The following is a 21,979-nucleotide window of genomic DNA, read 5'->3' on the forward strand; positions in this document are numbered from 1 at the left end:
GAGAGGCGCGTGCGGCTCCCACCTCGATCCTCTACCCTTGCTGCCCGGTCCCGAAGGGGGATCGGTAGACGATGGCCCAAAATATTCCGCATACAAACTTCTCGTCAACACAAAAATGGTTTTGCCGTTTCAAACGGAATCGAGCGGACCATCGTGTCGAGGGGGCATGGGGGGTGAGGCCCACGACTCCGGGGCCGGAGGGCAGGGGGGCCTTTCCAGTAACTTCGGTCTGCGGTCGTCGGTCGACGGTCTTCGGTCGGGGCCTTCGGCCCGCTAGAAGGCTGGAAGGCTAGGAGGCCAGAAGGCTAGAAGGACTGAAAACCTCCTTGATCTCCCAGCGTTCCGAGCACGACCACGCCCCTTTGGCGCCACCTCACCGGCCCGGAGGGCAAGGGGCTTGGTGGAGCGCCGGTCGTGGCCGTATCAGGGGCCAGGGTTCAGAGGACAGTAGACAGAAGAGCTATAGGAGCGATTCTCCCCTGTATTCTGTCCACCGACTCCTGATTCCTGAAATGCGGGCCCCTTGCCCTTCGGCGGCAACGCCCCGGACCAACGGACGTTACTCGTCCCGTTGTAGGTCCTCGGAGGGGGCTGACGATGCTTCCCCGGGGGGCGGCTCCTCCAGCTCGTAGTACTTCTCCGGCATCCTGGGCTCGTTCAGGGCCGCCAGGTTCGGCACCGGATATCGGAACGCTCCGGCGCTGCGCACGTACTCGAGCCCCTCGGCTACCCGTTCGAGCTCCGCATACGGCACCGCGAACGACATCTCGTGGTCCTGGGTGCCGGCGAACACCCGCTCGCCCGGGCCGGGAACCAGGTAGGTGCTCTCGCCCGACTGCACCACCCCCGCCAACCACGTGGCGCACCCGAGCCGCCCCGAGCTCACCGAGCGGATGCCGGTGCCCTTGCCGTAGTTCGCCCCCTGGATCAGGGTGAGGATCTGGGCGGGGTTGCCGTAGACCACGGCCAGGTCCGGCCGGAACGGGCACCGATCCAGGGGGGCCAACCAGATGCCGGGGTATCGGCCTGCGGGCCAGCGCGGGTACGCGGCCTCCATGGCCCGGCCGCACTCTGGATCGGACTGGTAGTATCCCGCCACGGTGCCGTCCAGGAAGCGCTCGGCATCCACGTAGCCCATGAACACCTTGGGCAAGGGGCAGCCGTGGTCCTCGGCCGCGAACACCATCGTCCAGCCCAGGGTCCGGGCCGCGGTCATGCCCTGGCACACGGTGAGCCGCCGCTTCAGGTCCTGGAGGGGCCGCCGGGCCTTGGGGGGCGGCGTCTCTCCGGGAGCCGCGAGCTTCACCCCCACCGGCCGGGTCGTCGGCCGCACCGCGGTCTCCACGGCCTCCAGGAACGATCGGACCCGTTCGTCCATCCTCACACCTCCCGTGTTCGAGGGGGGCGGCCGGCCCGCCTCACGGTCCGGCCGCGCGCTTCTCGTGCCTACGACGCAGCCGCTGCCGCACCCGGTCGTTGATGGAGAACCCGGTGATCACCAGCCAGATCAGCCCCAAGGCGAGCGCCGTGTGGTAGATCGCGCCGAGCGGGCCGCCGCCGTAGTGCACGTTCACGAACAGCCAGTCCCACATCTTCAGGCTCTCGGGAACCCGGCTCGCGTCGATCAGGGCCCCCACCCTCGCGTGGAACCCCAGCAGCCACTCGATGCTCAGAAACAGCCCGCTCACCGCCTGGAGGAGCACCAGCGCGCCGATCCCCACTCCGACGCGGCGGTGCCATTTTCGAAGGGTGGGTTCGTCCATCGTAGTCTTCTCCCTCCCCCACGGCCCTCGGGCCCGGCCCTCTCATGCCAAGTCGCATTCGAAGCCAGCGATTTGGGGGCCGTTGGCCCGGAGCGCTACGGCCGAGCCGTTCAAGCCGCTCGGCGCAGGGGAGCGCCCGCGGCGCGTGCTCTCACGCGCCGCAGCGGACCGAGCCGTAGCGGCTTCGGCGAGGCCGTCTTTTCCGGCCGAGGACCACCGGCCCCCAAATCGCCCCTCCATGAACTCATCTTGATCGCAAATCGGCATCACGCCGGGTTGCGTTCAAAGCCATTGGCCCCTTGCCCCGTCCCCGAGGGCTCCCGGTTCGAACGCAACTCGGTATCAGGCCGCCTCGGCCGGGGCGTCCGGGGTCAGGCGCACCGACAGCACCCGGCTCACCCCGGCCTCGGGCATGGTGACCCCGTAGAGGTGGTCCGCCGCCTCCATGGTGGAGCGGTTGTGGGTGATGATCACGAACTGGGAGCGGCCCTTGAGCTCGGTGAGGAGCTGGGTGAACCGGCCGATGTTCGCCTCGTCCAGGGGCGCGTCCACCTCGTCGAGGATGCAGAACGGGCTCGGCTTCACCTCGAAGATGGCGAAGATCAGGGCCACGGCGGTCAAGGCCTTCTCTCCGCCGGATAGCAGGCTGATGTGCTGGGGCCGCTTTCCGGGCGGCCGGGCCACGATGTCGATGCCGGTGGCGAGCAGGTCGTCCGGGTCGGTGAGCACCAGCTCGGCCTCGCCGCCCCGGAACAGCTTCGGGTACAGGTCGCGGAACGCCCGGCTCACCCTCTCGAAGGTCTCGCCGAAGCGCTTGCGGCTCTCGCGGTCGATCTTCCGGATCGCCTCCTGGAGCGACGCCAGGCTTCCCTCCAGGTCCTGGCGCTGGCGCTCCAGGAACTCGAACCGCTCCTTGCGCTCCTCGTACTGCTCGATGGCCAGGAGGTTCACCTCCCCGAAGGTGGCGATCTTGCGGTCGAGCTCCGCGAGCCGGTCCTGGGCGACCGCCGGGTCGAACCCCTCCGGCAGCCCCTGCCGGTCGGCCTGTTCGATGTCGTCCCCGGTCTTCTCACGGAACCGGTCGGCCAGCCCCCGCACCTCCACCTCGCGCTCCCGGAGCTCCAGCGACGCGCGGTTGTGGGCGTCCTGCGCCTCGGCCAGCCGCCGGCGCGCCTCCGCCAGGGCCTTCTCGCCCTCGGCCACCCGGGTGCGGGCGGCATCCAGGGCGTCGGCCACCTCCCGGGCCGAGGCCTCGGCCGTCTCCAGCTCCCGCCGGGCCACGTCCAGGAAGGCCAGCACCTGGCGCAGCTCCTCCGCCCGTTCGCCCCGCTCCCGACGGCAGCGCTCGGCCTCCTGGGCGAGCCGCTCCCGCCTGCGGGCCACGTTGTCGAGGCTGGCATCCAGGGTGCGGATCCGCTCCACGAGCCCGGCCCGGCGCTGGCGGTCCGCAGCCTCCTGCACCCTCTGCTGGGTCACCCGGGCGCCCAGGGTGCGGGCCCGCTCCCGGAGCTCCTCCACCTCGGCTTCCAGGGCCTCGACCTGCTCCTCGAGCCGCCGGTGCCGCTCGGCCGCATCCAGGCGCTCCGCCTCGAGCCGCTGGCGCTCCGACCGGAAGGTCTCCACGGCCTCGGCCAGCTCCTCCCGCTCGAACGCGAGGCCCTCGCACCGCTCCACCAGGCGGTCCCGCCGGTCGGCCAGCCGTTCCAGGTCGCGGCCCAGGTGCACCACCTGCAGGTCCCTGCGGTGGGCCTCCTCCCGCGCCGCCTCCAGCTCGGCCGCCAGGCGCTCGGCCTCCCGGTCCAGCTCCGCCACCTCGGCCTCGGCCGCCTCCAGCGCCGCCCCCAGCTCCTGCACCGACCGGCGCAGCTCCCGGATCTCCCGGTTCTTCCGCAGCAGGCCCGCCTGCTCCCCGGCCTTCACCCCGCCCGAGATCACCCCCTCGGGGGTCACGGTGTCCCCCTCCAGGGTCACCAGGGTGGCCCGCATGCCGTTCTGGCGCCACAGGGCCACGGCGTGCTCCAGGGTCTCCACCACGAACACGTCACCCAGCAGCCCCCGGGCGAAGGCCTCGTAGCCCTCGGCCACCTCCACCAGATCCAGGAGCGGCCCCAGGGACCCGGGCGCGCCCGAGGCCGGGAACACCGGCGCTGCCGCCGGCCGAAGCTCCACCGGGGCGAAGCTCGACCGGCCCACCCGCCGCGCCTTGAGGTGCGCCACGGCCTCCAGCCCCCGGTCCGGGTCCTCCACGATCACGTACTGGAGCCGCTCCCCCAGGGCGGCCTCCAGGGCGGCCTCGTACTCGGGAGGGGCCGTGAGGATGTCGGCCACCACGCCGCGCACCCCGTTTCGACCCGAGGCCGCGGCCTGGGTCAGCACCTCCCGGACCCCCTCGGCGTACCACTCGAACCGGTTCTTGAGCTGCTCCAGGCTCTGGAGCCGGGACTCGTCCGCGTGCAGCCGGCGCCGCAGCTCCTCGGCCTTCCGGCCCGCCCCGTCCCGGCGGCCGCGCAGGACCCGCAGCGCCTCCTCCGTACGCTCCCGGTCCTGCCGGGCCTCGTCCCGCTCGGCCTCGGCCCGGGCCAGCTCGGCCCGCCGGAGCTCGATCTCCGCCTCCACCTCCCCCAGCCGCTCCCGGGCCTCGGCCTCGGTGCGGTTCGACTCGGACAGCCGGCGCTGGGCGTCCGCCTCCTGACGCGCCGCGTGGTCCAGACCGTGGCCCAGCCGGGTCACCTCGGACAGGACATCCAGGGCCTCCCGCCGCCGGCCCTCCAGGGCCCGCTCGGCCTCCCGCTGGGCCTCCAGCACCGTCTCGTGCTCGGCCTCCAAGGTCTCCAGGGTGCCGTCCCGCCGCTCCAGGCTGGCCTCCAGCTCGGCCAGCTCGGCCCGGGCGGCCTCGGCCTCGCCGGTCAGCTCCTCCTGCCGGCCCTCCAGGTCGGCCGCCTCGGCCTCGGCGGCCCGGGCCCGCTCGGCCAGCTCGTCGATGCCCCGCCGGAGGAACGCGACCCGCTCCTCGGCCTGGGCGATCCGGCTTCGGCCCTCGTACACGGCCTTCTGCACCCCCTCCAGGCCCTTCTCCCGATCGAGCAGGCCCAGCTTGGCCTGCTCCACCTCGGCCTCGACCCGGCTCACGCCGGCGTGGGCCTCCACCAGGCGCCCCTCGAGCTCGGTCACCCGCGCCCCGGCGGCGGCCTCCTGCTCCCGGAGCTCCCGCCACCGGTGCACCAGCAGGTGGCGCTCCACCTCCCGGCGTTCGGCCCTCACCCTGCGGAACGCCTCCGCCCGGGCGGCCTGGCGTTTCAGGGCGTTCATCTCCCGGCGCACCTCGCCGATCACGTCGCCGATCCGCTCCAGGTTCTGGCGCACGTGCCCCATCTTGCGCTGGGTCTCCTCCTTGCGGGACCGGAACTTGGTGATGCCCGCGGCCTCCTCGATCAGAAACCTCCGCTCCTCGGGTTTGGCCGCCAGGATCGCGTCGATCCGCCCCTGCTCCACCACCGAGTAGGCGCGCCGTCCCACGCCGGTGTCCATGAACAGCTCCATGATGTCCCGGAGCCGGCACGGGATCTTGTTGATCAGGTACTCGCTCTCCCCCGAGCGGTGGAGCCGGCGGGTGATCGCCACCTCGTGATACCGGCCGAACTTGTCCGGCAGGGCGCCCTCGACCTCGGTGAGGGTGAGGGTGACCTCGGCCATGCCCAGGGGCTTTCGGGAGTCGCTGCCGGCGAAGATCACGTCGGCCATGGTGTCGCCCCGCAGGCCCTTGGCGCTGGTCTCGCCCATGACCCAGCGGATGGCGTCGATGATGTTGGACTTGCCGCACCCGTTGGGCCCCACCACGGCGGTGATGCCGTCGTGGAACACGATCTGGGTGGGTTCGGGAAAGGTCTTGAAGCCGCAGAGTTCGAGCTTTTTGAGCTTCATCCGGGCCCGTCCGGCGTCAGGGGAACTCGTGACGCCGGCATGCTACGAAAACCCGGGGGGGATGTAAAGAAAAAACACAATCCAATGTGGATCACACCGACGCATGCACAAGATATTGTGCCCACCCCCGGCCCGGCCCCGCCGGGCCGGGCCGGGGCGCCGCGCAGATCAGAACGCGCCGAGCTGGCACGAGGAGATCTTGATGCCGAGCGCCTCGCACGCCGAGGAGACCGCCATCTTCGAAACGCCCCGCTCCCCGGCGATCCGCCAGGCGCTGGCGCAGGGGAGCCGGCCGTCCACCAGGCTGGAGCGGATCGCGGCCTCGAGCTCCGGGTCCACCGAAGCGGCCGGCTCCACGATGCTGCGCTTGGGCGGGTACCCGAACAGCCCCAGTTGGCACCTCACGATCGTCACCTCGAGGCAGTCGATCGCCAGGCCCACCTCCGAGGGGCTCACGTTCTTCTCCGCGGCGATCTCGAACGCGGCGGCGCAGCCGATCTCGTTCCCCTCGGCCCGCTCCTGAACGGCGTCGGTCACCTCGGGGATCGGCCTGCGCTCGGGGGGGTGCTTCTTCGCGAACTTGCCCTTGTCCAGGTGTGTCATCGCGGTCTCCTTGAAGCTTCGGTCGTCGGTCTACGGTCATCGGTCTACGGTCATCGGTCGGGCCTTCGGCCCGGTGGACGGCTAGGCTGCGCGGCCCTCGAACCGCGCCAAAGCTCGGGGGGCATGGGGCCTGGCGGAGCCCCGGACGCGCCCCCCAAATGCTTACCCGCATCCTCTCGAATCGTCAACCCGAACGTCAGATCCGCGCGAAGTACACCGCGGCCGCCCACAGGGTTCCCAGGGTCAGCAGGGCCGCCCCCACCATCACGAACCACACCCCCGGGTCCTGGTGCACGTTGTAGACGCCGTTGGGCTCCAGGTCCAGGTCCACCAGGCGCAGGCCCAGGCCGCCGGCTCGCACCGGCCCCATGCCCGGGGACAGGAACGCCCGGCCGCCGCCCCCTTGACCGCCCCGCACCTCCACCAGCACCCCCGGGCCGAAGTACGGCCCCCAACGCTGCCCAGGGCTCAGGGCCCCCCGCACGGCCACCGTCACACCCTGGGCCACCTCGGCCTCGGCGCCCACGGCCACCTCCACGCTCCCCCGGGTGGTGGCGATGCGGGCCGATCGGATCACGGTCTGGACCCCTTGGGGGTAGACCACGGTGGTGCCCGCGATCAGGGGGCGGTTGGTGCGCACGTCGCCCTCGGCCACCTTTTCCCCTCCCCGCCACAGGCTCACCCGGGTCTGGACGTCCCAGGGGCGTCCGTCGGGCCCGGCCACGGTGTCCACGGCCTCGACCCGAAGGCGGTAACCGGTGTCGGGCACCTCGGCCTCGCCCCCCACCGCCACCCGCACCCCTTGGGCGCGTGCGCCGAACCCGCTGCCCAGCACGAACCCGGCGAAGATGAGCAGAAACCCCAGGTGAACCAGCACCTCGGCCGCCCCCCGCCACCCCCGGCGGCGGCGCCAGAGCCAGTTGAGGGTGCACAGCAGCAGGCTCGCCACCACCAGGTACGTGAGGCCCACCAGGCCGTACACCCACCAGGAGCCGGGCCACTGGGCCGGCGCGGCCTCCCGCAGCCACACGTTGAACGGCACGGCGTCCATCTTCATCCAGAACCGCGGATCGGCCCGGTAGGCCAGGATGGACCCGACGGCCAGATCCAGGCACCACAGCACGCTCAGCACCACGAACGTGCCCGGCGCCACGGCCAGGTCCCACACGGCTCGCCCCACTCTTCGAATGCCCATGCTCGCGCTCCGCTCTCCCCGACCCCTCCGACCTACCGCAGGGGGTGCGAGGTCTCGAACAGCAGCCCCAGCCCGAGAAAGGTGAACAGCACCAGACCGAACCCGGCCACGGACAGGGCGTTCAACCGCCACCCCTGCCACGCCGGCCGGTGGCGCACGTGGATCACCCCCGAGTAGAAGAACCACACAATGGTGGACCACAGCCCCTTGATCCGCCAGGTCCAGTAGGAACCCCAGGCCAGGTAGGCCCACAGGCTGCCGGCCACCATGCACCAGGTGAACAGCAGGTACCCCAGGTACAGGCACTCGTCCAGCATGCGGCGGTCCTCCCCCAGGGCCGACCCGGGCACCCCGGCGAACCGGTACACCCCCACCAGGGCGGCCAGGCCGAACAGGCCGTAGGCCGCGAACGAGGTGGCCACGTGGATCAGGAAGAGCGGCGTGTCCAGGGCCGGGCTCAGGGGCTGGAGGTCCATGGAGCCGGCCGAAGCCCCGGCCAGGGACGCGGCGCCCAGGGCCAGCGCTCCGGGCAGGAGGCCCCTAGCCCGGTAGCGCCACCCAAGATACAACGCCATTCCCACGAGCCAAACCGCCAAAAAGTGAAGCGTGGAGAACAGGCCTGTTACCGGCAGATACCCCACCTTCCCCCACCGAGCCGCCAGCAGAACCACCTGCGCGACCCATCCCAGGGCCGCCAAGCCGACGCCGGCCCGTCGGAGCCGCTCCGCCCGCCAACCCGCCAGGCACAGCAGCGCCGCCAGCGCGTAACACCCCAGGGCGACGTAATGGGCCATCCGCGTGAACTCGAGCATGTTCTCCTCCGGTTCCCGAACGAGGCGAGACCGATCTTACAGGGCCTGGGGCGGCCATAGCCAGCCGCGGACCACCAAACGCCGTTTCTTGACACCCCTGCCCCGGTGTGTCATTCATACGGTCGCAGCGCCCTTTGCCGGGGAAAAGGTGGAGCCCATGGGACACACCGCAAGCCATTGGTCGCCGAACGAGCTTCGCCAAGCGATCCGTTCGGGACGGTGGCGGGGGCCCACGGCGGGGCTGTGCCCCGGCTACACCCAGGTGAACCTGGTGATCCTTCCCCAGAGCCTCGCCTTCGACTTCCTCCTGTTCTGCCAGAGAAACCCCAAGCCCTGCCCCGTTCTCGAGGTGCTCGAGCCCGGCCGGACCGAGCCCCGGCGCTCGGCCCCCGGCGCGGACGTACGCACGGACTGCCCGGCGTACCGGGTGTTCCGGGGGGACCGGGTCACCCCGGCGGACGACGTGCGGGATCTGTGGCGGCCCGACCTCGTCACGTTCCTGTTGGGGTGCAGCTTCACCTTCGAGGCCGCCCTGCTCGAAGCCGGGGTGCCGGTGCGCCATCTGGAGCTGGGGTGCAACGTGCCCATGTTCGTCACGTCGGTGCCGTGTGAGCCGGCTGGCGTATTCCGGGGAAACCTGGTGGTCACCATGCGGCCGATCCCCTCGGACCTGGTGCCGAAGGCCGTGACCGTGACCGCCCGGTTCCCGGGCGTGCACGGCGCGCCGGTCCACGTGGGCAACCCCGAGCGCCTGGGCATCCGCGACCTGGGAGCGCCGGACTTCGGCGACCCGGTGGAGATCCGGCCCGGCGAGGTACCGGTGTTCTGGGCCTGCGGTGTGACGCCCCAGGTGGCGCTCCGCAACGCCCGGCCGGAGCTGGCCATCACCCACGCGCCGGGCCAAATGCTGGTCACGGACGTGCTGGACCGGAGCCTGGCGGTGTTCTGAGCGATCCCCCGGGGGAGCACAGCCCCTGAAACGGCGGCCACGTCCGCCGGAAAGGAGAGAGGATCATGGGACGCAAGGGGAAGAGAACGGTGGTCACGCTGCTCGCGGCTCTCGTCGCCCTCGCGCTGCCGGCCGGGCCCGGCCGGGCGGCCGAGAAGGTGGTGAAGATCGGGGTCATCTACCCCCTGACCGGGGGGGCTGCCGCGGCCGGAAGGGAGCTGCGGGCCGGGGTGGAGCTGGCCGCGGACATCATCAACAACGTGATGCCCGGCATCGACATGGAGATGGCCAAGTCCGCCGGGATCCCCGGGCTCGGGGGCGCGAAGATCCAGCTCCTGATCCGGGACCACGAGGGCAACCCCACCCTGGGGGCCGACCTGGCCAAGAAGCTGATCCTCGACGACAAGGTGGACGGCATCCTGGGCTGCTACCACAGCTCGGTCACCAAGACCGTGAGCGCCGTGTGCGAGCAGTACGGCGTGCCGATGATCAACGGCTCGTCCACCTCGCCGGCCCTGACCGAGCGCGGGTTCAAGTGGTTCTGGCGCACCACCCCCCACGACCGTTGGTTCACCAAGGACCTGTTCGAGCTGCTCAAGGGGCTGACCGAGGGCAAGGTCCGGGGCGTGCCGGCCGTGCCCAAGGAGGAGATCGGCACCATCGCCTCGGCCTGCGAGAAGACCGAGTGGGGTTCCCACGTATCGGGCCTGATCAAGGAGCTGGCCGACCAGTACGGGTTCAAAGTGCGCAAGTCGCTCCTGTACGCGGCCAAGTCCGCGGACCTCTCCAGCGAGGTCCGGTCGCTGAAGGCGTCCCGAGCCGGCGTGTACCTGTTCGCGTCCTACACCTCGGACGCCATCCTCATGGTGAAGACCCTCAAGGCCCAGCGGGCCGCGCCCAAGGTGATCTGGGGCCAGGACGCCGGATTCGAGAAGCCCGAGTTCCGAAAGACCCTCGGCGACGACATCGTCGGGGTGCTCACCCGCACCGTGTTCCTGCCCAAGGTGGCCGACGTGAAGAAGGTGGCCGGCCAGGTGAACGCCCTGTACAAGAAGCGCACCGGCCACGACCTGGGCGGGGCCTCGGCCCGGGCGTTCACGGGTCTGCAGGCCTGGTATCACGTGCTCAACAAGGCCGGTTCCACCGACCCGGCCGCGATCCAGAAGGCGGCCAACGAGATCGTGATCCCCGGGTCCGAGCTGGTGGTGCCGTGGGCCGGGATCGACTTCCAGAACACCGGCTCCGAGATGGGCCAGAACGTGCTGGGATCGGGGCTGATCGGCCAGTACCAGAAGAACGACAAGGGCGAGATCGTGCTGGAGATCGTGTACCCCTTCGACCTCGCCACGGCGGACATGATCTACCCGTTCCCTGGGTGGAAGTAGGGCGGCGCTCCGGCAGGTCCCTTGCCCCCCGATCGGGGGCGTGAGAGCGTCTATCTTGTCGCCGGGCAAACAACTGGGGTCCGCACGCGGAGGGGCAGGGTCTCTCCGCGTGCGGAGGAGGTCTTGGATGCAGCGATTGGGTCGTCGATCTTCGGTCTCTAGTTTCCAGTCTCTAGTCTCTAGCCTCTAGCCTCTAGCCCATGGACATCCTCGTCAGCTCGGTGGTGGCCGGAGTCCTGATCGGGATGGTGCTGGCCCTGGTGGCCCTGGGCCTCACCATCATCTTCGGGGTGATGGACATCGTGAACTTCGCCCACGGCGAGTTCCTGATGCTGGGTATGTACACCGGGCTCCTCACGGCCAACGCCACCGGCATGGATCCGCTGCTGGGCATCCCGGTGGCGGCCGTGGTGGGGTACCTGCTGGGAGTCGCCTGCTACTGGGGGTTCATCCGGTTTCTGCTGCGCGGCCCCATGGTGGCCCAGCTGCTCGGCACCTTCGGGCTCATGCTGCTGCTGCGCAACCTGGCGCTGCTGCTGTTCGGGTCCGAGGACCGGGGCGTGAACGCCGGGCTCCTGGTGGGCAAGAGCGTGGACTTCGGCATGGGCGTGATCGTGCCGGCCACGAAGCTGGCCGCGGCCGCGCTCTCGCTGGTGTCGTTCGTGGGGGTGTGGCTGCTGATGAACCGCACCCGGGTGGGCAAGGCGCTCACGGCCACGGCCTTGAACGCCCAGGCCGCCCGGTACATGGGGATTCCGACCGAGCGGATGAACGCCCTGGCCTGGGGCATCGGCGGCGCCACGGTCACGATCGCAGGGGCGTTGATCGTGAACTTCTGGTCGGTGAACCCCTATGTGGGCCTGCTGTTCACCATGATCGCCTTCACCATCGTGGCCCTCGGCGGCTTTGGGAGCGTGCCCGGGGCGCTGGCGGCCGGGATCGTGGTGGGGCTCCTGATGGAAATCCCTGGCATCTGGGACTCCGTTGCCTACGCCACCGAGTGGGACTGGATGATGGACGTGCCCGTCACGTCCTTCAAGTACACCTTCGTCTACCTGGCCTACTTCGTGATCATGGTGGTTCGCCCCCGGGGACTGTTCGGATGGAAGCACTGAGAGCCGCGTTCGACTTCTCGGACTTCCGGCCCACGGAGAGGTGGGTCTCCCGGGTCGTGGCCGCGTTCTTGCTGGCGTTCCCGCTGCTGCCGGTGTCGTCCTTCGCCACGGCCACCATGATCCAGTTCCTGATGTTCTCCCTGTACGGCATGGGCTGGAACACCATCGGCGGCTACGGCGGCCAGGTGGACCTGGGCAAGGCCCAGTACGTGGGCATCGGCGCCTACACCACGGCCGTGGCCCTGATCCGGTGGGACGTGCCGTTCTGGGTGTCCATGCCGGTGGGCATGGGGTTTGCGGTGCTGTGGTCGTTCGCCATCGGTTACCCCCTGTTCCGGCTGAGGGGGCACTACTTCGCCATCGCCACGATCGCGGCCTCCCTGGTGCTCAAGGACCTGTTCGAGGTGTGGGACTTCGTGGGCGCGGCGCGGGGCCTCGAGATCCCGGCCCACCGGTTCCCCACGCCAGACTTCGTGCGCCTGATCTTCAAGGAGGACGTGTACTACTACTACGTGCTCCTGGCTTTCTTCTTCGGCGGCGTCCTGTACATGAACGCGTTCCGCAAGTCGCGGCTGGGCTACCAACTGCGGCTGATCAAGGACAACGAGGACATGGCCCGGTCGCTGGGGATCAACGTCCACTGGGCCAAGGTGAAGACCTATGCCATCGCCACGGCGTTCGTCAGCATGGTGGGCTCGTTCCACGCCTGCTACATCAAGAACATCGAGCCCGAAGACACCATGAGCCTGGACCTGTCGATCCTGATCGCCCTCATGGCCATGCTGGGCGGGGCGGGGTCGCTATGGGGGCCGATCATCGGGGCCGGCATCCTGATCCCGCTCAAGAGCTACTTCAAGGAGTGGTTCGGGGCCCGAGCGGGGCTGGTGGGCATGGACCTGATCCTGTACGCCCTGATCATCATGGTGGTATCGGCGGCAGAGCCCCGGGGCATCTGGGGCCTGGTGGAGCGGTACCGGGCCCGCAAGGAGTCGGCCTGATGCCCGCGCTCCTGGAGGTGACGGAGCTCACCAAGGAGTTTGGGGGGCTCCGGGCCAACGACGGGATCTCCTTCACCGTGGAGGCAGGGGAGATCCTCGGACTGATCGGCCCGAACGGGGCCGGCAAGACCACCCTGTTCCATTGCATCACGGGGTTCCACCGGCCCGAGCGGGGGACCGTGCGGTTCGACGGCCGGGACGTCACCGGCCTGCCGCCCCACCGGATCGCCCGCATGGGCATGGCCAGGACGTTCCAGACCTATGTGGCCGGGGGGGACCTGACGGTGCTGGAGACCGCCATGGTGGGGTGCTTCTCCCGCACCGCCTCCCCGTCCCGGGCCCGGAGCCGCGCCCGGGAGATCCTGGGGTTCCTGGGCCTTGCGGGCCTGGCAGACCTGCCGATCCGCGACCTGCCCGTGGCCGGCCAGAAGAGGGTGGCCCTGGCCACCGCCCTGGGGACCGAGCCGAAGCTCCTCCTTCTCGACGAGGTGGCCGCCGGCCTCAACCCGGGCGAGATCGGGGAGCTGATGGACGCGATCCGCCACGTGCACCGGGAGCAGGGGGTGACCCTGATCGTGATCGAGCACGTGATGGAGCTGGTGATGAACCTGAGCGACCGGGTGCTGGTGCTCGACTCGGGGCGGGTGATCGCCCAGGGCCTGCCCCACGAGGTGGCCCACGACCCGGCCGTGATCCGGGCCTACCTGGGCGAGAAGTACGCGGCCCGGTACCTGGAGGAGGCGTCACCGTGAGCGCGCCGCTCCTGACCGTTCGCGGCCTGGTGGTGCGCTACGGCAAGCTCGCCGTCCTCCACGGGATCGACCTGGAGGTGCTTCCCGGCGAGACCGTGTGCGTGGTGGGCGCCAACGGGGCCGGCAAGTCTACCCTGCTCAAGGCGATCATGGGTGCGGCCCCGGTGTCGGAGGGCGAGATCCGGTTCGACGGCAAGCCGGTGGCCGGGCTGGCCACGGAGGAGGTCGTGTCCCGGGGGCTCGTGTACGTGCCCGAGGGGCGCATGCTGTTCGGCCCGCTGTCGGTGGAGGAGAACCTGAGGCTTGGGGCCTACGTGGTGCGGGACGAGCGGCGCGTGCAGGAGAACCTGGAGCGGGTGTACGCCCTGTTTCCCCGGCTGAAGGAGCGGAGGCAGCAGGCGGCCGCCACCCTTTCCGGGGGCGAGCAGCAGATGGTGGCGATCGGCCGCGGCCTGATGTCGGGCCCGAAGGTTCTGATGCTCGACGAGCCCTCGTTGGGGCTCGCCCCCAAGCTGGTGGACGAGGTGCTGGAGACGGTGGACACCCTGAAGGCCCAGGGCATGACGATCCTGCTCGTGGAGCAGACCGTGCGCGAGGCCCTGGAGATCGCCGACCGGGGGTACGCGCTCCAGTCCGGCCGGATCGTGGCGAGCGGCCCGGGGCGGGACCTCCTGGAGGACGACCGGCTCCGCAGCGCCTACCTGGGCCTGTGATCACCAAAACTTTCAAGAGGGTTGCCGTAGTGCGGGGTGGGGGACTGGTTCCCTTGTGAACGCCGGGGATCTGACAATAGTTCCGTTGGTATTAGCAGTAACTTGGTCCAGAACACGCTTGCGGAGGTGCGGGTGCCATGCGATCGGTGGATCTCAACGCGGACATGGGAGAAGGGTTCGGGGCCTACCGCAAGGGGGACGACGCGGGGCTGATGGGCACGGTGACCTCGGCCAACATCGCCTGCGGGTTCCACGCCGGGGACCCCCACGTGATGCACAGGACCGTGGAGCTGTGCGCCGAGCACGGGGTGGCTGCCGGGGCCCACCCGGGGTATGCGGACCTGCTGGGGTTCGGCCGCCGGCCCGTGGAGGCCGCCCCCGACGAGGTGTACGACTGGGTGCTGTACCAGGTGGGCGCCCTCGACGCGTTCCTGCGGGCCCGGGGCCTGCGCCTGCAGCACGTGAAGCCCCACGGCGCCCTCTACAACCGGGCGGCCGGGGATCCGGACCTGGCCCGGGCGGTGGCCCGGGCGGTGCGGGACTACGACCCGGACCTGATCCTCCTGGGCCTGGCGGGGTCCGAGCTGGAGCGGGCGGCCCGGCAGCTCGGAGTGCGCGTGGCCCGCGAGGCGTTCCTGGACCGCGCCTACCGGCCGGACGGCACCCTGGTCCCCCGCTCCGTTCCCGGTGCCGTGCTCACCGATCCGGAAGAGGTGGCGGCCCGGGCGGTGCGCATGGTGACCCGGGGAACCGTGGACACGATCGACGGAGGCGAGATCGAGGTGCAGGCCGAGTCGTTCTGCGTGCACGGCGACAGCCCCGGCGCGGTGGAGCTGGCCCGGGCGGTCCGCAGCGCGCTCGAGGCCGCCGGGGTGCGGGTGGCCCCCCTGTCCGAGATCGTCGGGGGGCTCACGGCGTGACCCCGGCCCCCTGGCAGCGGCCGCGGATCCTGCCCTGCGGGGAGACGGCCCTCACCGTGGAGGTGGGCGATGCGATCGCGCCCGAGATCCACGAGCGGGTGGTGGCGCTGGCCCGGGCGCTCGAGGGGATCCGGGGCGTGATCGCCCGCGTGCCCACCTACCGATCGGTGTTCGTGGAGTACGATCCGCTGGAGGTCTCGTACGAGGCCCTGGCGCTCGAGGTGGAGCGGGCCTGGTCCGACCTCACCCGCAGCCCGCCCCGCGCCTCTTCCCCGCGGGTGATCGAGATCCCCGTCTGCTACGATCCCGAGTTCGGCCCCGACCTGGCGGAGGTGGCCCGGCGCCACGGTCTGACCCCGGCCGAGGTGGTGGAGATCCACACCGCCCCCGCCTATCGGGTGTACATGCTGGGGTTCATGCCGGGGTTCCTGTTCCTGGGGGGGCTCTCCCCCCGGATCCACACCCCCCGCCGGGCCGAGCCCCGGGCCCGGGTACCGGCCGGCTCGGTGGGGATCGCCGGCCCCCAGACCGGGGTGTACTCCCTGGACAGCCCGGGCGGGTGGCAGATCATCGGCCGGACCCCCCTGCGCATGTTCGACCCCCAACGCCAGCCCCCGGCCCGGGCCGTGCCCGGCATGGGCGTACGGTTCCGCCCCATCGACGCGGCCACTTTCCGCGCGATGAAAAAGAGCAAAACGTGAAGACCCGACCTATACTGCGCATCCGAAGACCCGGCCCCCTCACCACGGTCCAGGATCACGGCCGGTGGGGGTTCCAGCACCTGGGCGTGCCGGTGTCCGGCGCCATGGACCCCCTCTCGTTCCGGGTGGCGAACGCCCTGGTCGGCAACCACTGGACCGCGGCCGTGCTGGAGATCACCCTGGGGGGGTTCGAGGCCGAGTTCCTCGGCCCCACGGCCGCGGCCCTGGCCGGGGGGGACCTGGGGTTCGAACTGGACGGGACCCCCCTGGGGCCCGGGACCTCGTTCCGGGCCGAGGCCGGGTCGGTCCTGAGGACGAAGGGCCGGCCGCGGGGGTGCCGGGCCTATCTGGCCGTGGCCGGCGGGTTCGCCGTGCCGGAGGTGCTGGGCAGCCGGTCCACGTACCTGCCCGCCCGTTTGGGAGGCCTGGAGGGGCGGGCCCTCCGGCAGGGGGACGAGCTCCGGGCCTACGGGCCGCCCTTTCCCCCGGGATGGGGCCCGGGGCGCCGAGCGCCGCCGGAGCTGCTCTCTCCCCTCCCCCCACCCGGCGAGCCGATCCGGCTCCGGGTCGTCCTCGGCCCCCAGGCGGACCGGTTCACGCGGAGCGGGCTGCACACGTTCCTGGCGGAGCGGTTCGAGGTGTCGCCCCAGGCCGACCGCATGGGCTACCGCCTGGAAGGCCCCCGGATCGAGCACGCCGGCCCGGCCGACATCCTCTCGGACGGCATCGCCTGGGGCGCGGTGCAGGTGCCGGCCCACGGCCGGCCCATCGTGCTCATGGCCGACCGCCAGACCGCGGGAGGCTACCCCAAGATCGCTACCGTGGTGCGCACCGACATCCCGGCCCTGGCCCAGGCGGTGCCCGGCGACCCCGTGACCTTCGAGGCGGTCTCCCTGTGGGAGGCCAGGGAGCAGCTGGCGTGGCAGGCCCTCCGGTTGCGCCGGTGGGCCGAGGGAAGCTGGGAGGCTGGGGGGCTGTGAGGCGGCGGGGTCCTGACGCCGAGGCCCCGGACCAACGCGAGATCCCCTTCCCGCTGTCCCATCCCTTGCCTGTTCGTCCCGGCGCGCTATGAATGGGGAGGCGCGTTGATTTTTTTCGTTCCGCGGATGCGGATACCGGGTGATACCAAGTTGCCATCCATCGGATCCGTATCCGGGGGCGGGGCAAGGGACCTGCCTCCGGCCGGGCGCGAAGCCAGGCATTGAGATTCGCCGCGCAGGCACGGGGCGGGGGAGCTGGCTTCATGGCAACCCGTTGGAATCCGCACCTTTTCGCAGTCCAGACGCCGGAGGCGCTGCGCGGCGAGCCAGGGGGCCGATAGCTTTGAATGCAACTTGGGGATGAGAGGTTCTCGTCATGGTTCGGAGGGGAGTTGCCGGTCTGGCCGCGGTCCTGGTCTGGACGGCCGTCGCGGCCGGGTTCAGCAAGAAACCGGTGTACATCGACCCGGCCCTGGGCGGGTGGGTGGCCCCGCTCCAGACCCTGTGCTTCCAGGCGGGGTGCGGGGAGCTGTATTATGTGGCCGGGGTGTGGCTGGAGCCGGGGGGCGACCTGGTGGTCCTGAGCCGGGCCAAGGTCACCTTCCGGCGGTTCGATCGACGCAGCCTGGGGCGGTTCGCCCAGCGGCTGGCCCGGGCCCTGGGCCCCACCGTGGCGGCCCTCCACCGGCAGGGCCGGCTCCGCGACGTGGTCCTGATCTTCTACTGCCCCCAGCTCAAGGGCAACGTGATCACCCTGGAGGTGTACGAGTCGCGGCTGCCGGCCTCGGCGTTCGAGGGGGCCGGCCCGGTGCCCCTCAAGGTGGTGGAGCGCCGTTCGTGGGTGCTGCCCCCGCCGTGACGGTCCCCTGGACACAGGAGGAGTTCCCCCCGATGGCGAGCACGACGAAGGTATGGTTGGCGGCCGGCCTCTTGGGGCTGGCCGGCTGCATCCCGGCTGGATATGTGAAGGACCCCACCCCCTGGGTCCAGGAGGCGAACTGGGCCGAGGCCCAGACCCTGCGGCTCGAGCTGGCCGAGTATCGCCTCTCGCCGCAGGTGCTGGTGCTCCGGGAAGGCCTGTCCTACGTCCTGGAGATCGTGAACACCGGCCGGGAGACCCATTCCTTCTCCGCTCCGGAGTTCCTCAAGGCCGTGGCGGCCCGGAAGGCCGAGGTGCCCGAGGTGGCCGAGGTCCGGGCCTGGCGGTTCACCGCGTTCCAGCTCGCACCGGGGCGGTCGGTGCGCCTGTCGTTCGTGGCCGTGAGGCCCGGTACCTATCCCGTGGCCTGCACCCAGCCCGGCCACGCCGACCGGGGCATGCGCGGGGCGGTCCAGATCGAGAAGACGCCGGCCGGGGGCGACTGATCACCCCTCCAACTAGGGCTCCTCAGGGCTCGTGCCTCCCTCCTCGAGGAGTGCGGGGGGGTCTGGCGGAGCGCCGGGTGCGGCCCCTCAGCTCGCCGCGCCCCCGAATGTCGGGACCGCCACCGGCCTCCGGGGGTTCCGCTATCGCCGACTGAATCGACGGACAGACAACGGCATGAGAAGGCGCGGCGACCGGATGCTGCACTCGCGCCCGGCCGGAGCCAGGCCCCCACCCCGCGCTACGGCAACACTTTCGAAGGGTTTAGGCAGAGCTACTCCAGGATCTGCCCCAGGTCCCACAGGATGCCCCGGTGGGAGGGGTGGCGGGCGCAATAGGTGAAGCGGATGCGGGTGCCGCCCTCGCAGCTCTCGATCCGGTCCACCCGGGTGGGCCACTGGGCGCTCTCGAGCACCGCTTCGAGGCGGGCCAGGGCCACGGGCCGGTCCGATCCCAGCACCACCTCCACCGTGCGCATGTCGCACGGCCCCATGAGGCGTTTTTCCACCCGGCCCAAGGCCACCAGGGTGGCCACCGTCATCACGGCGGTGATCAGGCCGATGAGCCAGTACCCCATCCCCACCATCACCCCGATGGCGGCCACGAGCCAGATCGTGGCCGCCGTGGTCAGCCCCACCACCCCCCTACCGCTCCGCAGGATCGCGCCGGCCCCGATGAACCCCACCCCGCTCACGATCTGGGCCGCGATCCGGGTGGACTCCTGGGGAGCGTGGGCCACGAACTTGGCCATGAACTCCGAGCCCATGGTGAACAGGGCGGCTCCCAGGCAGATCAGGATGTTGGTGCGCAGCCCTGCCGGCTTCCCCTTCCACTCCCGCTCCGCCCCCACCAACGCCCCGCACAAGAACGCCACCGCCATGCGGCCGGCCACGGGCAGCAGGATCATCTGGAACTCGGGTCTCAGCAAGGGCATGGGATCCATGGGGCGCCTCCGGTTCGAGGGGTTCCCGGCTCGTTCCTCCCCTTGGAATCTTAGCCTGGGATCGTGTAGTTTGGAAATCACCGGGCGAGCGGTTTCCATCCGAACCGATCCGGGAACCCCCTTTCGACGTTCCGGCGGACGCTGCGGAGGGCACCATGGAGACACGGATCCAGGGCGCAGGGCCGGCGCTCGTGCTGATCCCCGGCCTGGGCTGCGACGACCGTCTGTGGCTTCCGGTGGGGGAGCGTCTGGCCGGGGAGTTCCGGGTGGTGTACCCCAGCGTGTGGGGCCGCGGGTCCCTGGCTAGGGTGGCCGAGGAACTGGGGGAGGTGCTCGACCGGATCGAGGCGCCCCGGGCCTTCGTGGCCGGGCTGTCCATGGGCGGCTACATCACCTTCGAGCTCCTTCGGCGCCGGGCCGACCGCATCGCCGCGGCCGCCCTGGTGGACACCACCGCGTTCGGCGACACTCCGGAGCGTCGGGTCAAGAGGGACCAGGTGCTCGACCTGATCCGGCGGGGCGGGTTCGAACAGGTGCTCGAGACCTTCGCGGCGAGCGTGCTGGCGCCTTACCACCGGGAGGGCCCGCTCCGGGATCTGGTGGTCGAGATGGGCCGCGCCGTGGGGCCGGAGGCGTTCGCCGCCGACGCGGCCGCCATCCGGGACCGGGGCTCGTACGAGGACGTGCTGGAGCGGGCGGATCTGCCGCTCCTGTTCGCCGCGGGCGCGGACGACCCGCTCACTCCGCCCGAGGTGGCCGAACGGATGAGCCGCCTGGCTCGGCAGGGCCGGCACGCCGTGATCCCCCGGGCGGGGCACCTGAGCCCCCTGGAGAACCCCGAGGCCACGGCCCGGGTGCTCGGCGAGTTCTTCGGCCGGGGGGAGCGGCCGTGAAGGATTACTACGCGGTCCTGGGGGTCTCGCCCGAGGCCACCGCCGAGGAGATCCGAAGGGCCTACCGCCGCAGGGCGTTCGAGCTGCACCCGGACCGCAACGGCGGCAGCCCCGAGGCAGAGGAGGCGTTCAAGGAGCTCACCGAGGCCTATGCGGTGCTCGCCGACCCGACCCGCCGCCGAAGCTACGACGCGGCCCGGGCCGGCCGGCCGACACCGGGCGGAGCCGACTTCCGCCCCGAGGACCTCTTCGCCGACCTGTTCCGGCACCCGGTGTTCGGGGCGTTCCTGCGGCAGATGGCCGAGGAGTTCCGGCGCCAGGGCCTCCGGTTCGACGAAGGGTACCTCCGCAGGGTGTTCCACGCGCCCGGCGGCGGGGTGTTCTTCGGCGGGTTCGTGTTCGTGGGGCCCCTGGGCGGCTGGTTCCGTGCCTTCGAGCGGGCCCCACGGAGGTTCCCGGGCCCGCACAGCCGGGCCAGGGCGCTTCCCAAGCGGCCCGGGGTGCTGGGTCGGATCCTCCGGAAGGCCCTTCCCCGGCCGGCCTCCCCCGGCCCGGTGGAGTACCGGCTTCCGGTGCCCCCCGAGGTGCGGCGTGCCGGCGGAACCGTGGAGGTGGCCGTGCCGGGCCCCCGGGGCATGGAGCGGCTTCGGGTGCGCATCCCGGCCGGAGCCCGGCCGGGCCTGAGGCTGCGCATCCGGGGCAAGGGCCCCGGCAAGGCCGGAGCCCGAGGCGACCTCCTCCTGAAGATCTCGGACCCCCCTTCCCCCTGCTGAAGGACAGGTCCCATGCGCATCTCGCTCACCGCTGCCGTGCAGCCCCGCGAGGTTCCGTGCCGGGTTCCGGGGTGCCGGAACACCTGGACCCAGACCGCGGAGGACATCCTCCACGCCCTCCGCCGGGGGCAGAGGGAGCCGCCCAAACGCATGTGCGCCCGGTGCGAGGCCCTGTACCGGGACATCACCGAGCAGGAGGTTCCCTGCGAGCGGCCTGGGTGCGGGGGAACGGTCCGGCTGGGCCGGTTCCAGCAGCTGGTGTGGCAGGTGCGGGGCCGTCGGCCCCGGGAGCTCCTGTGCGAGGAGTGCCGGTCCGAGGCCGCGGCCCAGGATGCGGTGGAGGTGCCCTGCCGGGTCCCTGGGTGCTCGGGCCGGTGGCTGTGGAAGCCGGAGGAGCGCCTCGCCTGGGGTAGGGACAAGCCGCCGGCCCGCATGTGCCCGGACTGCTACCGCACCTACCGGGAGCTGGAGGACGTGCCCCGGCCGTGCAAGGTCCCCGGGTGCTCGGCCACGGTGGTGTACCGGCGATTCGACCAGCTGGCGGACCGCAAGGCCGGCCGGCGGCCTCCCCAGCGCATGTGCCCGTCGTGTGCCGAGCGGCTGCGGGAGCTCCAAGACCGGCCGGTCCCGTGCTCCGTGCGCGGATGCGACGGCACCTGGACCTGGACCCGGTTCTCCCAGCTCGCCGCCGAGAGGAGGGGGCTCGGTCCCGAGCCCCCGCGCCGGCGCTGCGCCCGGTGCCAGGAGGAGCTCCAACGGCTCCAGGACCGCACCATGCCGTGCCGGGTGAACGCGTGTGACGGCACCTGGGTGTACACCGCGGTCCAACAGCTCTCGGACCTGCGCCGCGGCCGCAAGCCGCCCCGGCGGCTGTGCCCCGATTGCCTGGAGCGGGTGAACAGCCTGGAGGATCGTGAGGTGCCCTGCCGGCAGGAGGGGTGCGACGGCACCTGGACCTTCACGCGGTTCGACCAACTCCTCCACGAGCGCACGGGCCGGCCCCAGCCCCGAAGGCTGTGCGCCCGGTGCGAGGCCTTCCTGAAGGACCACCCCCCCGTGGACGTGCCGTGCCGGATCTGCGGTACGCCGATGCTCTGGACCAGCGAGGCCCAGCTCATGGCCGAGCTGGGCCTGTGGGTGAAACCCGACCTGTGCGGGGAGTGCAAGGCTCGGGAGGTCCGGCAGGGCGCCGGATAGCCG

Annotated in this window: 21 protein-coding genes; 14 read left to right on the forward strand and 7 right to left on the reverse strand. The window is 71.3% G+C overall.

Annotated elements, in window-relative coordinates; all coding sequences use genetic code 11:
• Positions 1-559: 559 nt before the first annotated feature.
• The 6 genes from DEFCA_RS0106070 to DEFCA_RS20355 all read right to left on the reverse strand — a co-directional run bounded on the left by DEFCA_RS0106070 (position 560) and on the right by DEFCA_RS20355 (position 8,294).
• Positions 560-1,378 (reverse strand): DUF169 domain-containing protein, encoded by an 819-nt coding sequence (locus DEFCA_RS0106070; protein ID WP_025322140.1) that lies wholly within the window; start codon positions 1,376-1,378, stop codon positions 560-562.
• A gap of 40 nt (positions 1,379-1,418) precedes the next feature.
• Positions 1,419-1,763, reverse strand: coding sequence for a hypothetical protein (locus tag DEFCA_RS0106075; protein WP_025322141.1), 345 nt, complete (start codon positions 1,761-1,763; stop codon positions 1,419-1,421).
• Positions 1,764-2,105: 342 nt separating this feature from the next.
• Positions 2,106-5,684: a chromosome segregation protein SMC gene (gene smc, locus DEFCA_RS0106080; protein WP_025322142.1), complete on the reverse strand. Its 3,579-nt coding sequence runs from the start codon at positions 5,682-5,684 to the stop codon at positions 2,106-2,108.
• Positions 5,685-5,852: 168 nt separating this feature from the next.
• The gene (locus DEFCA_RS0106085) at positions 5,853-6,287 is read right to left on the reverse strand and encodes a hypothetical protein (protein WP_025322143.1); all 435 of its coding nucleotides are present in this window, start codon (positions 6,285-6,287) and stop codon (positions 5,853-5,855) included.
• 196 nt (positions 6,288-6,483) lie between these two features.
• The gene (locus DEFCA_RS0106090; protein ID WP_025322144.1) at positions 6,484-7,482 is read right to left on the reverse strand and encodes a cytochrome c biogenesis protein ResB; all 999 of its coding nucleotides are present in this window, start codon (positions 7,480-7,482) and stop codon (positions 6,484-6,486) included.
• Between the two features lie 32 nt (positions 7,483-7,514).
• Complete coding sequence (locus DEFCA_RS20355) at positions 7,515-8,294, reverse strand: cytochrome c biogenesis protein (protein WP_025322145.1); 780 nt, start codon at positions 8,292-8,294, stop codon at positions 7,515-7,517.
• Between the two features lie 157 nt (positions 8,295-8,451).
• Here DEFCA_RS20355 and DEFCA_RS0106100 point away from each other — a divergent pair, with 157 nt between their 5' ends.
• The 11 genes from DEFCA_RS0106100 to DEFCA_RS20360 all read left to right on the forward strand — a co-directional run bounded on the left by DEFCA_RS0106100 (position 8,452) and on the right by DEFCA_RS20360 (position 18,172).
• Positions 8,452-9,243, forward strand: coding sequence for a putative hydro-lyase (locus tag DEFCA_RS0106100; RefSeq protein WP_025322146.1), 792 nt, complete (start codon positions 8,452-8,454; stop codon positions 9,241-9,243).
• Between the two features lie 65 nt (positions 9,244-9,308).
• A complete protein-coding gene (locus tag DEFCA_RS0106105; protein WP_025322147.1) occupies positions 9,309-10,628 on the forward strand; it encodes an ABC transporter substrate-binding protein in 1,320 nt (439 codons plus the stop codon).
• Positions 10,629-10,828: 200 nt separating this feature from the next.
• Positions 10,829-11,743 (forward strand): branched-chain amino acid ABC transporter permease, encoded by a 915-nt coding sequence (locus tag DEFCA_RS0106110; protein WP_025322148.1) that lies wholly within the window; start codon positions 10,829-10,831, stop codon positions 11,741-11,743.
• A complete protein-coding gene (locus tag DEFCA_RS0106115) occupies positions 11,731-12,741 on the forward strand; it encodes a branched-chain amino acid ABC transporter permease (protein ID WP_025322149.1) in 1,011 nt (336 codons plus the stop codon). The genes DEFCA_RS0106110 and DEFCA_RS0106115 overlap by 13 nt, the downstream gene beginning before the upstream one ends.
• A complete protein-coding gene (locus DEFCA_RS0106120) occupies positions 12,741-13,493 on the forward strand; it encodes an ABC transporter ATP-binding protein (protein WP_025322150.1) in 753 nt (250 codons plus the stop codon). Before DEFCA_RS0106115 ends, DEFCA_RS0106120 begins: the two co-directional genes overlap by 1 nt.
• Positions 13,490-14,206, forward strand: coding sequence for an ABC transporter ATP-binding protein (locus DEFCA_RS0106125; RefSeq protein WP_025322151.1), 717 nt, complete (start codon positions 13,490-13,492; stop codon positions 14,204-14,206). Before DEFCA_RS0106120 ends, DEFCA_RS0106125 begins: the two co-directional genes overlap by 4 nt.
• A 137-nt stretch (positions 14,207-14,343) precedes the next feature.
• Positions 14,344-15,126, forward strand: coding sequence for a LamB/YcsF family protein (locus DEFCA_RS0106130; protein WP_025322152.1), 783 nt, complete (start codon positions 14,344-14,346; stop codon positions 15,124-15,126).
• On the forward strand, positions 15,123-15,827 hold the full coding sequence (gene pxpB / locus DEFCA_RS0106135) for a 5-oxoprolinase subunit PxpB (protein ID WP_025322153.1): 705 nt from the start codon (positions 15,123-15,125) through the stop codon (positions 15,825-15,827). Before DEFCA_RS0106130 ends, pxpB begins: the two co-directional genes overlap by 4 nt.
• Positions 15,824-16,807, forward strand: coding sequence for a 5-oxoprolinase subunit C family protein (locus DEFCA_RS0106140; RefSeq protein ID WP_245693444.1), 984 nt, complete (start codon positions 15,824-15,826; stop codon positions 16,805-16,807). The genes pxpB and DEFCA_RS0106140 overlap by 4 nt, the downstream gene beginning before the upstream one ends.
• Before the next feature lie 376 nt (positions 16,808-17,183).
• Entirely contained in the window at positions 17,184-17,666 is a 483-nt protein-coding gene (locus DEFCA_RS0106145) for a hypothetical protein (protein ID WP_025322155.1), read from the forward strand.
• 32 nt (positions 17,667-17,698) lie between these two features.
• Complete coding sequence (locus DEFCA_RS20360) at positions 17,699-18,172, forward strand: cupredoxin domain-containing protein (protein WP_025322156.1); 474 nt, start codon at positions 17,699-17,701, stop codon at positions 18,170-18,172.
• 272 nt (positions 18,173-18,444) lie between these two features.
• On the opposite strand, the gene DEFCA_RS20365 is transcribed toward DEFCA_RS20360, so the two are convergent.
• Complete coding sequence (locus DEFCA_RS20365) at positions 18,445-19,113, reverse strand: MgtC/SapB family protein (protein ID WP_051463197.1); 669 nt, start codon at positions 19,111-19,113, stop codon at positions 18,445-18,447.
• 155 nt (positions 19,114-19,268) lie between these two features.
• On the opposite strand from DEFCA_RS20365, the gene DEFCA_RS19205 reads away from it, so the two are divergent.
• Genes DEFCA_RS19205 through DEFCA_RS0106170 form a run of 3 tightly spaced genes read left to right on the forward strand, consistent with a single transcriptional unit; the run spans position 19,269 to position 21,976 of the window.
• Positions 19,269-20,006, forward strand: a complete 738-nt coding sequence (locus DEFCA_RS19205) for an alpha/beta fold hydrolase (protein ID WP_025322158.1) — start codon at positions 19,269-19,271, stop codon at positions 20,004-20,006.
• Positions 20,003-20,779 carry a J domain-containing protein gene (locus DEFCA_RS24040; RefSeq protein ID WP_025322159.1) on the forward strand — a complete coding sequence of 259 codons (777 nt, stop codon included), beginning with the start codon at positions 20,003-20,005 and terminating at the stop codon, positions 20,777-20,779. Before DEFCA_RS19205 ends, DEFCA_RS24040 begins: the two co-directional genes overlap by 4 nt.
• Before the next feature lie 12 nt (positions 20,780-20,791).
• Positions 20,792-21,976 carry a hypothetical protein gene (locus DEFCA_RS0106170; RefSeq protein WP_025322160.1) on the forward strand — a complete coding sequence of 395 codons (1,185 nt, stop codon included), beginning with the start codon at positions 20,792-20,794 and terminating at the stop codon, positions 21,974-21,976.
• Positions 21,977-21,979: the final 3 nt, after the last annotated feature.

The sequence above is a fragment of the Deferrisoma camini S3R1 genome (assembly GCF_000526155.1).
Lineage (GTDB): Bacteria > Desulfobacterota > Deferrisomatia > Deferrisomatales > Deferrisomataceae > Deferrisoma > Deferrisoma camini.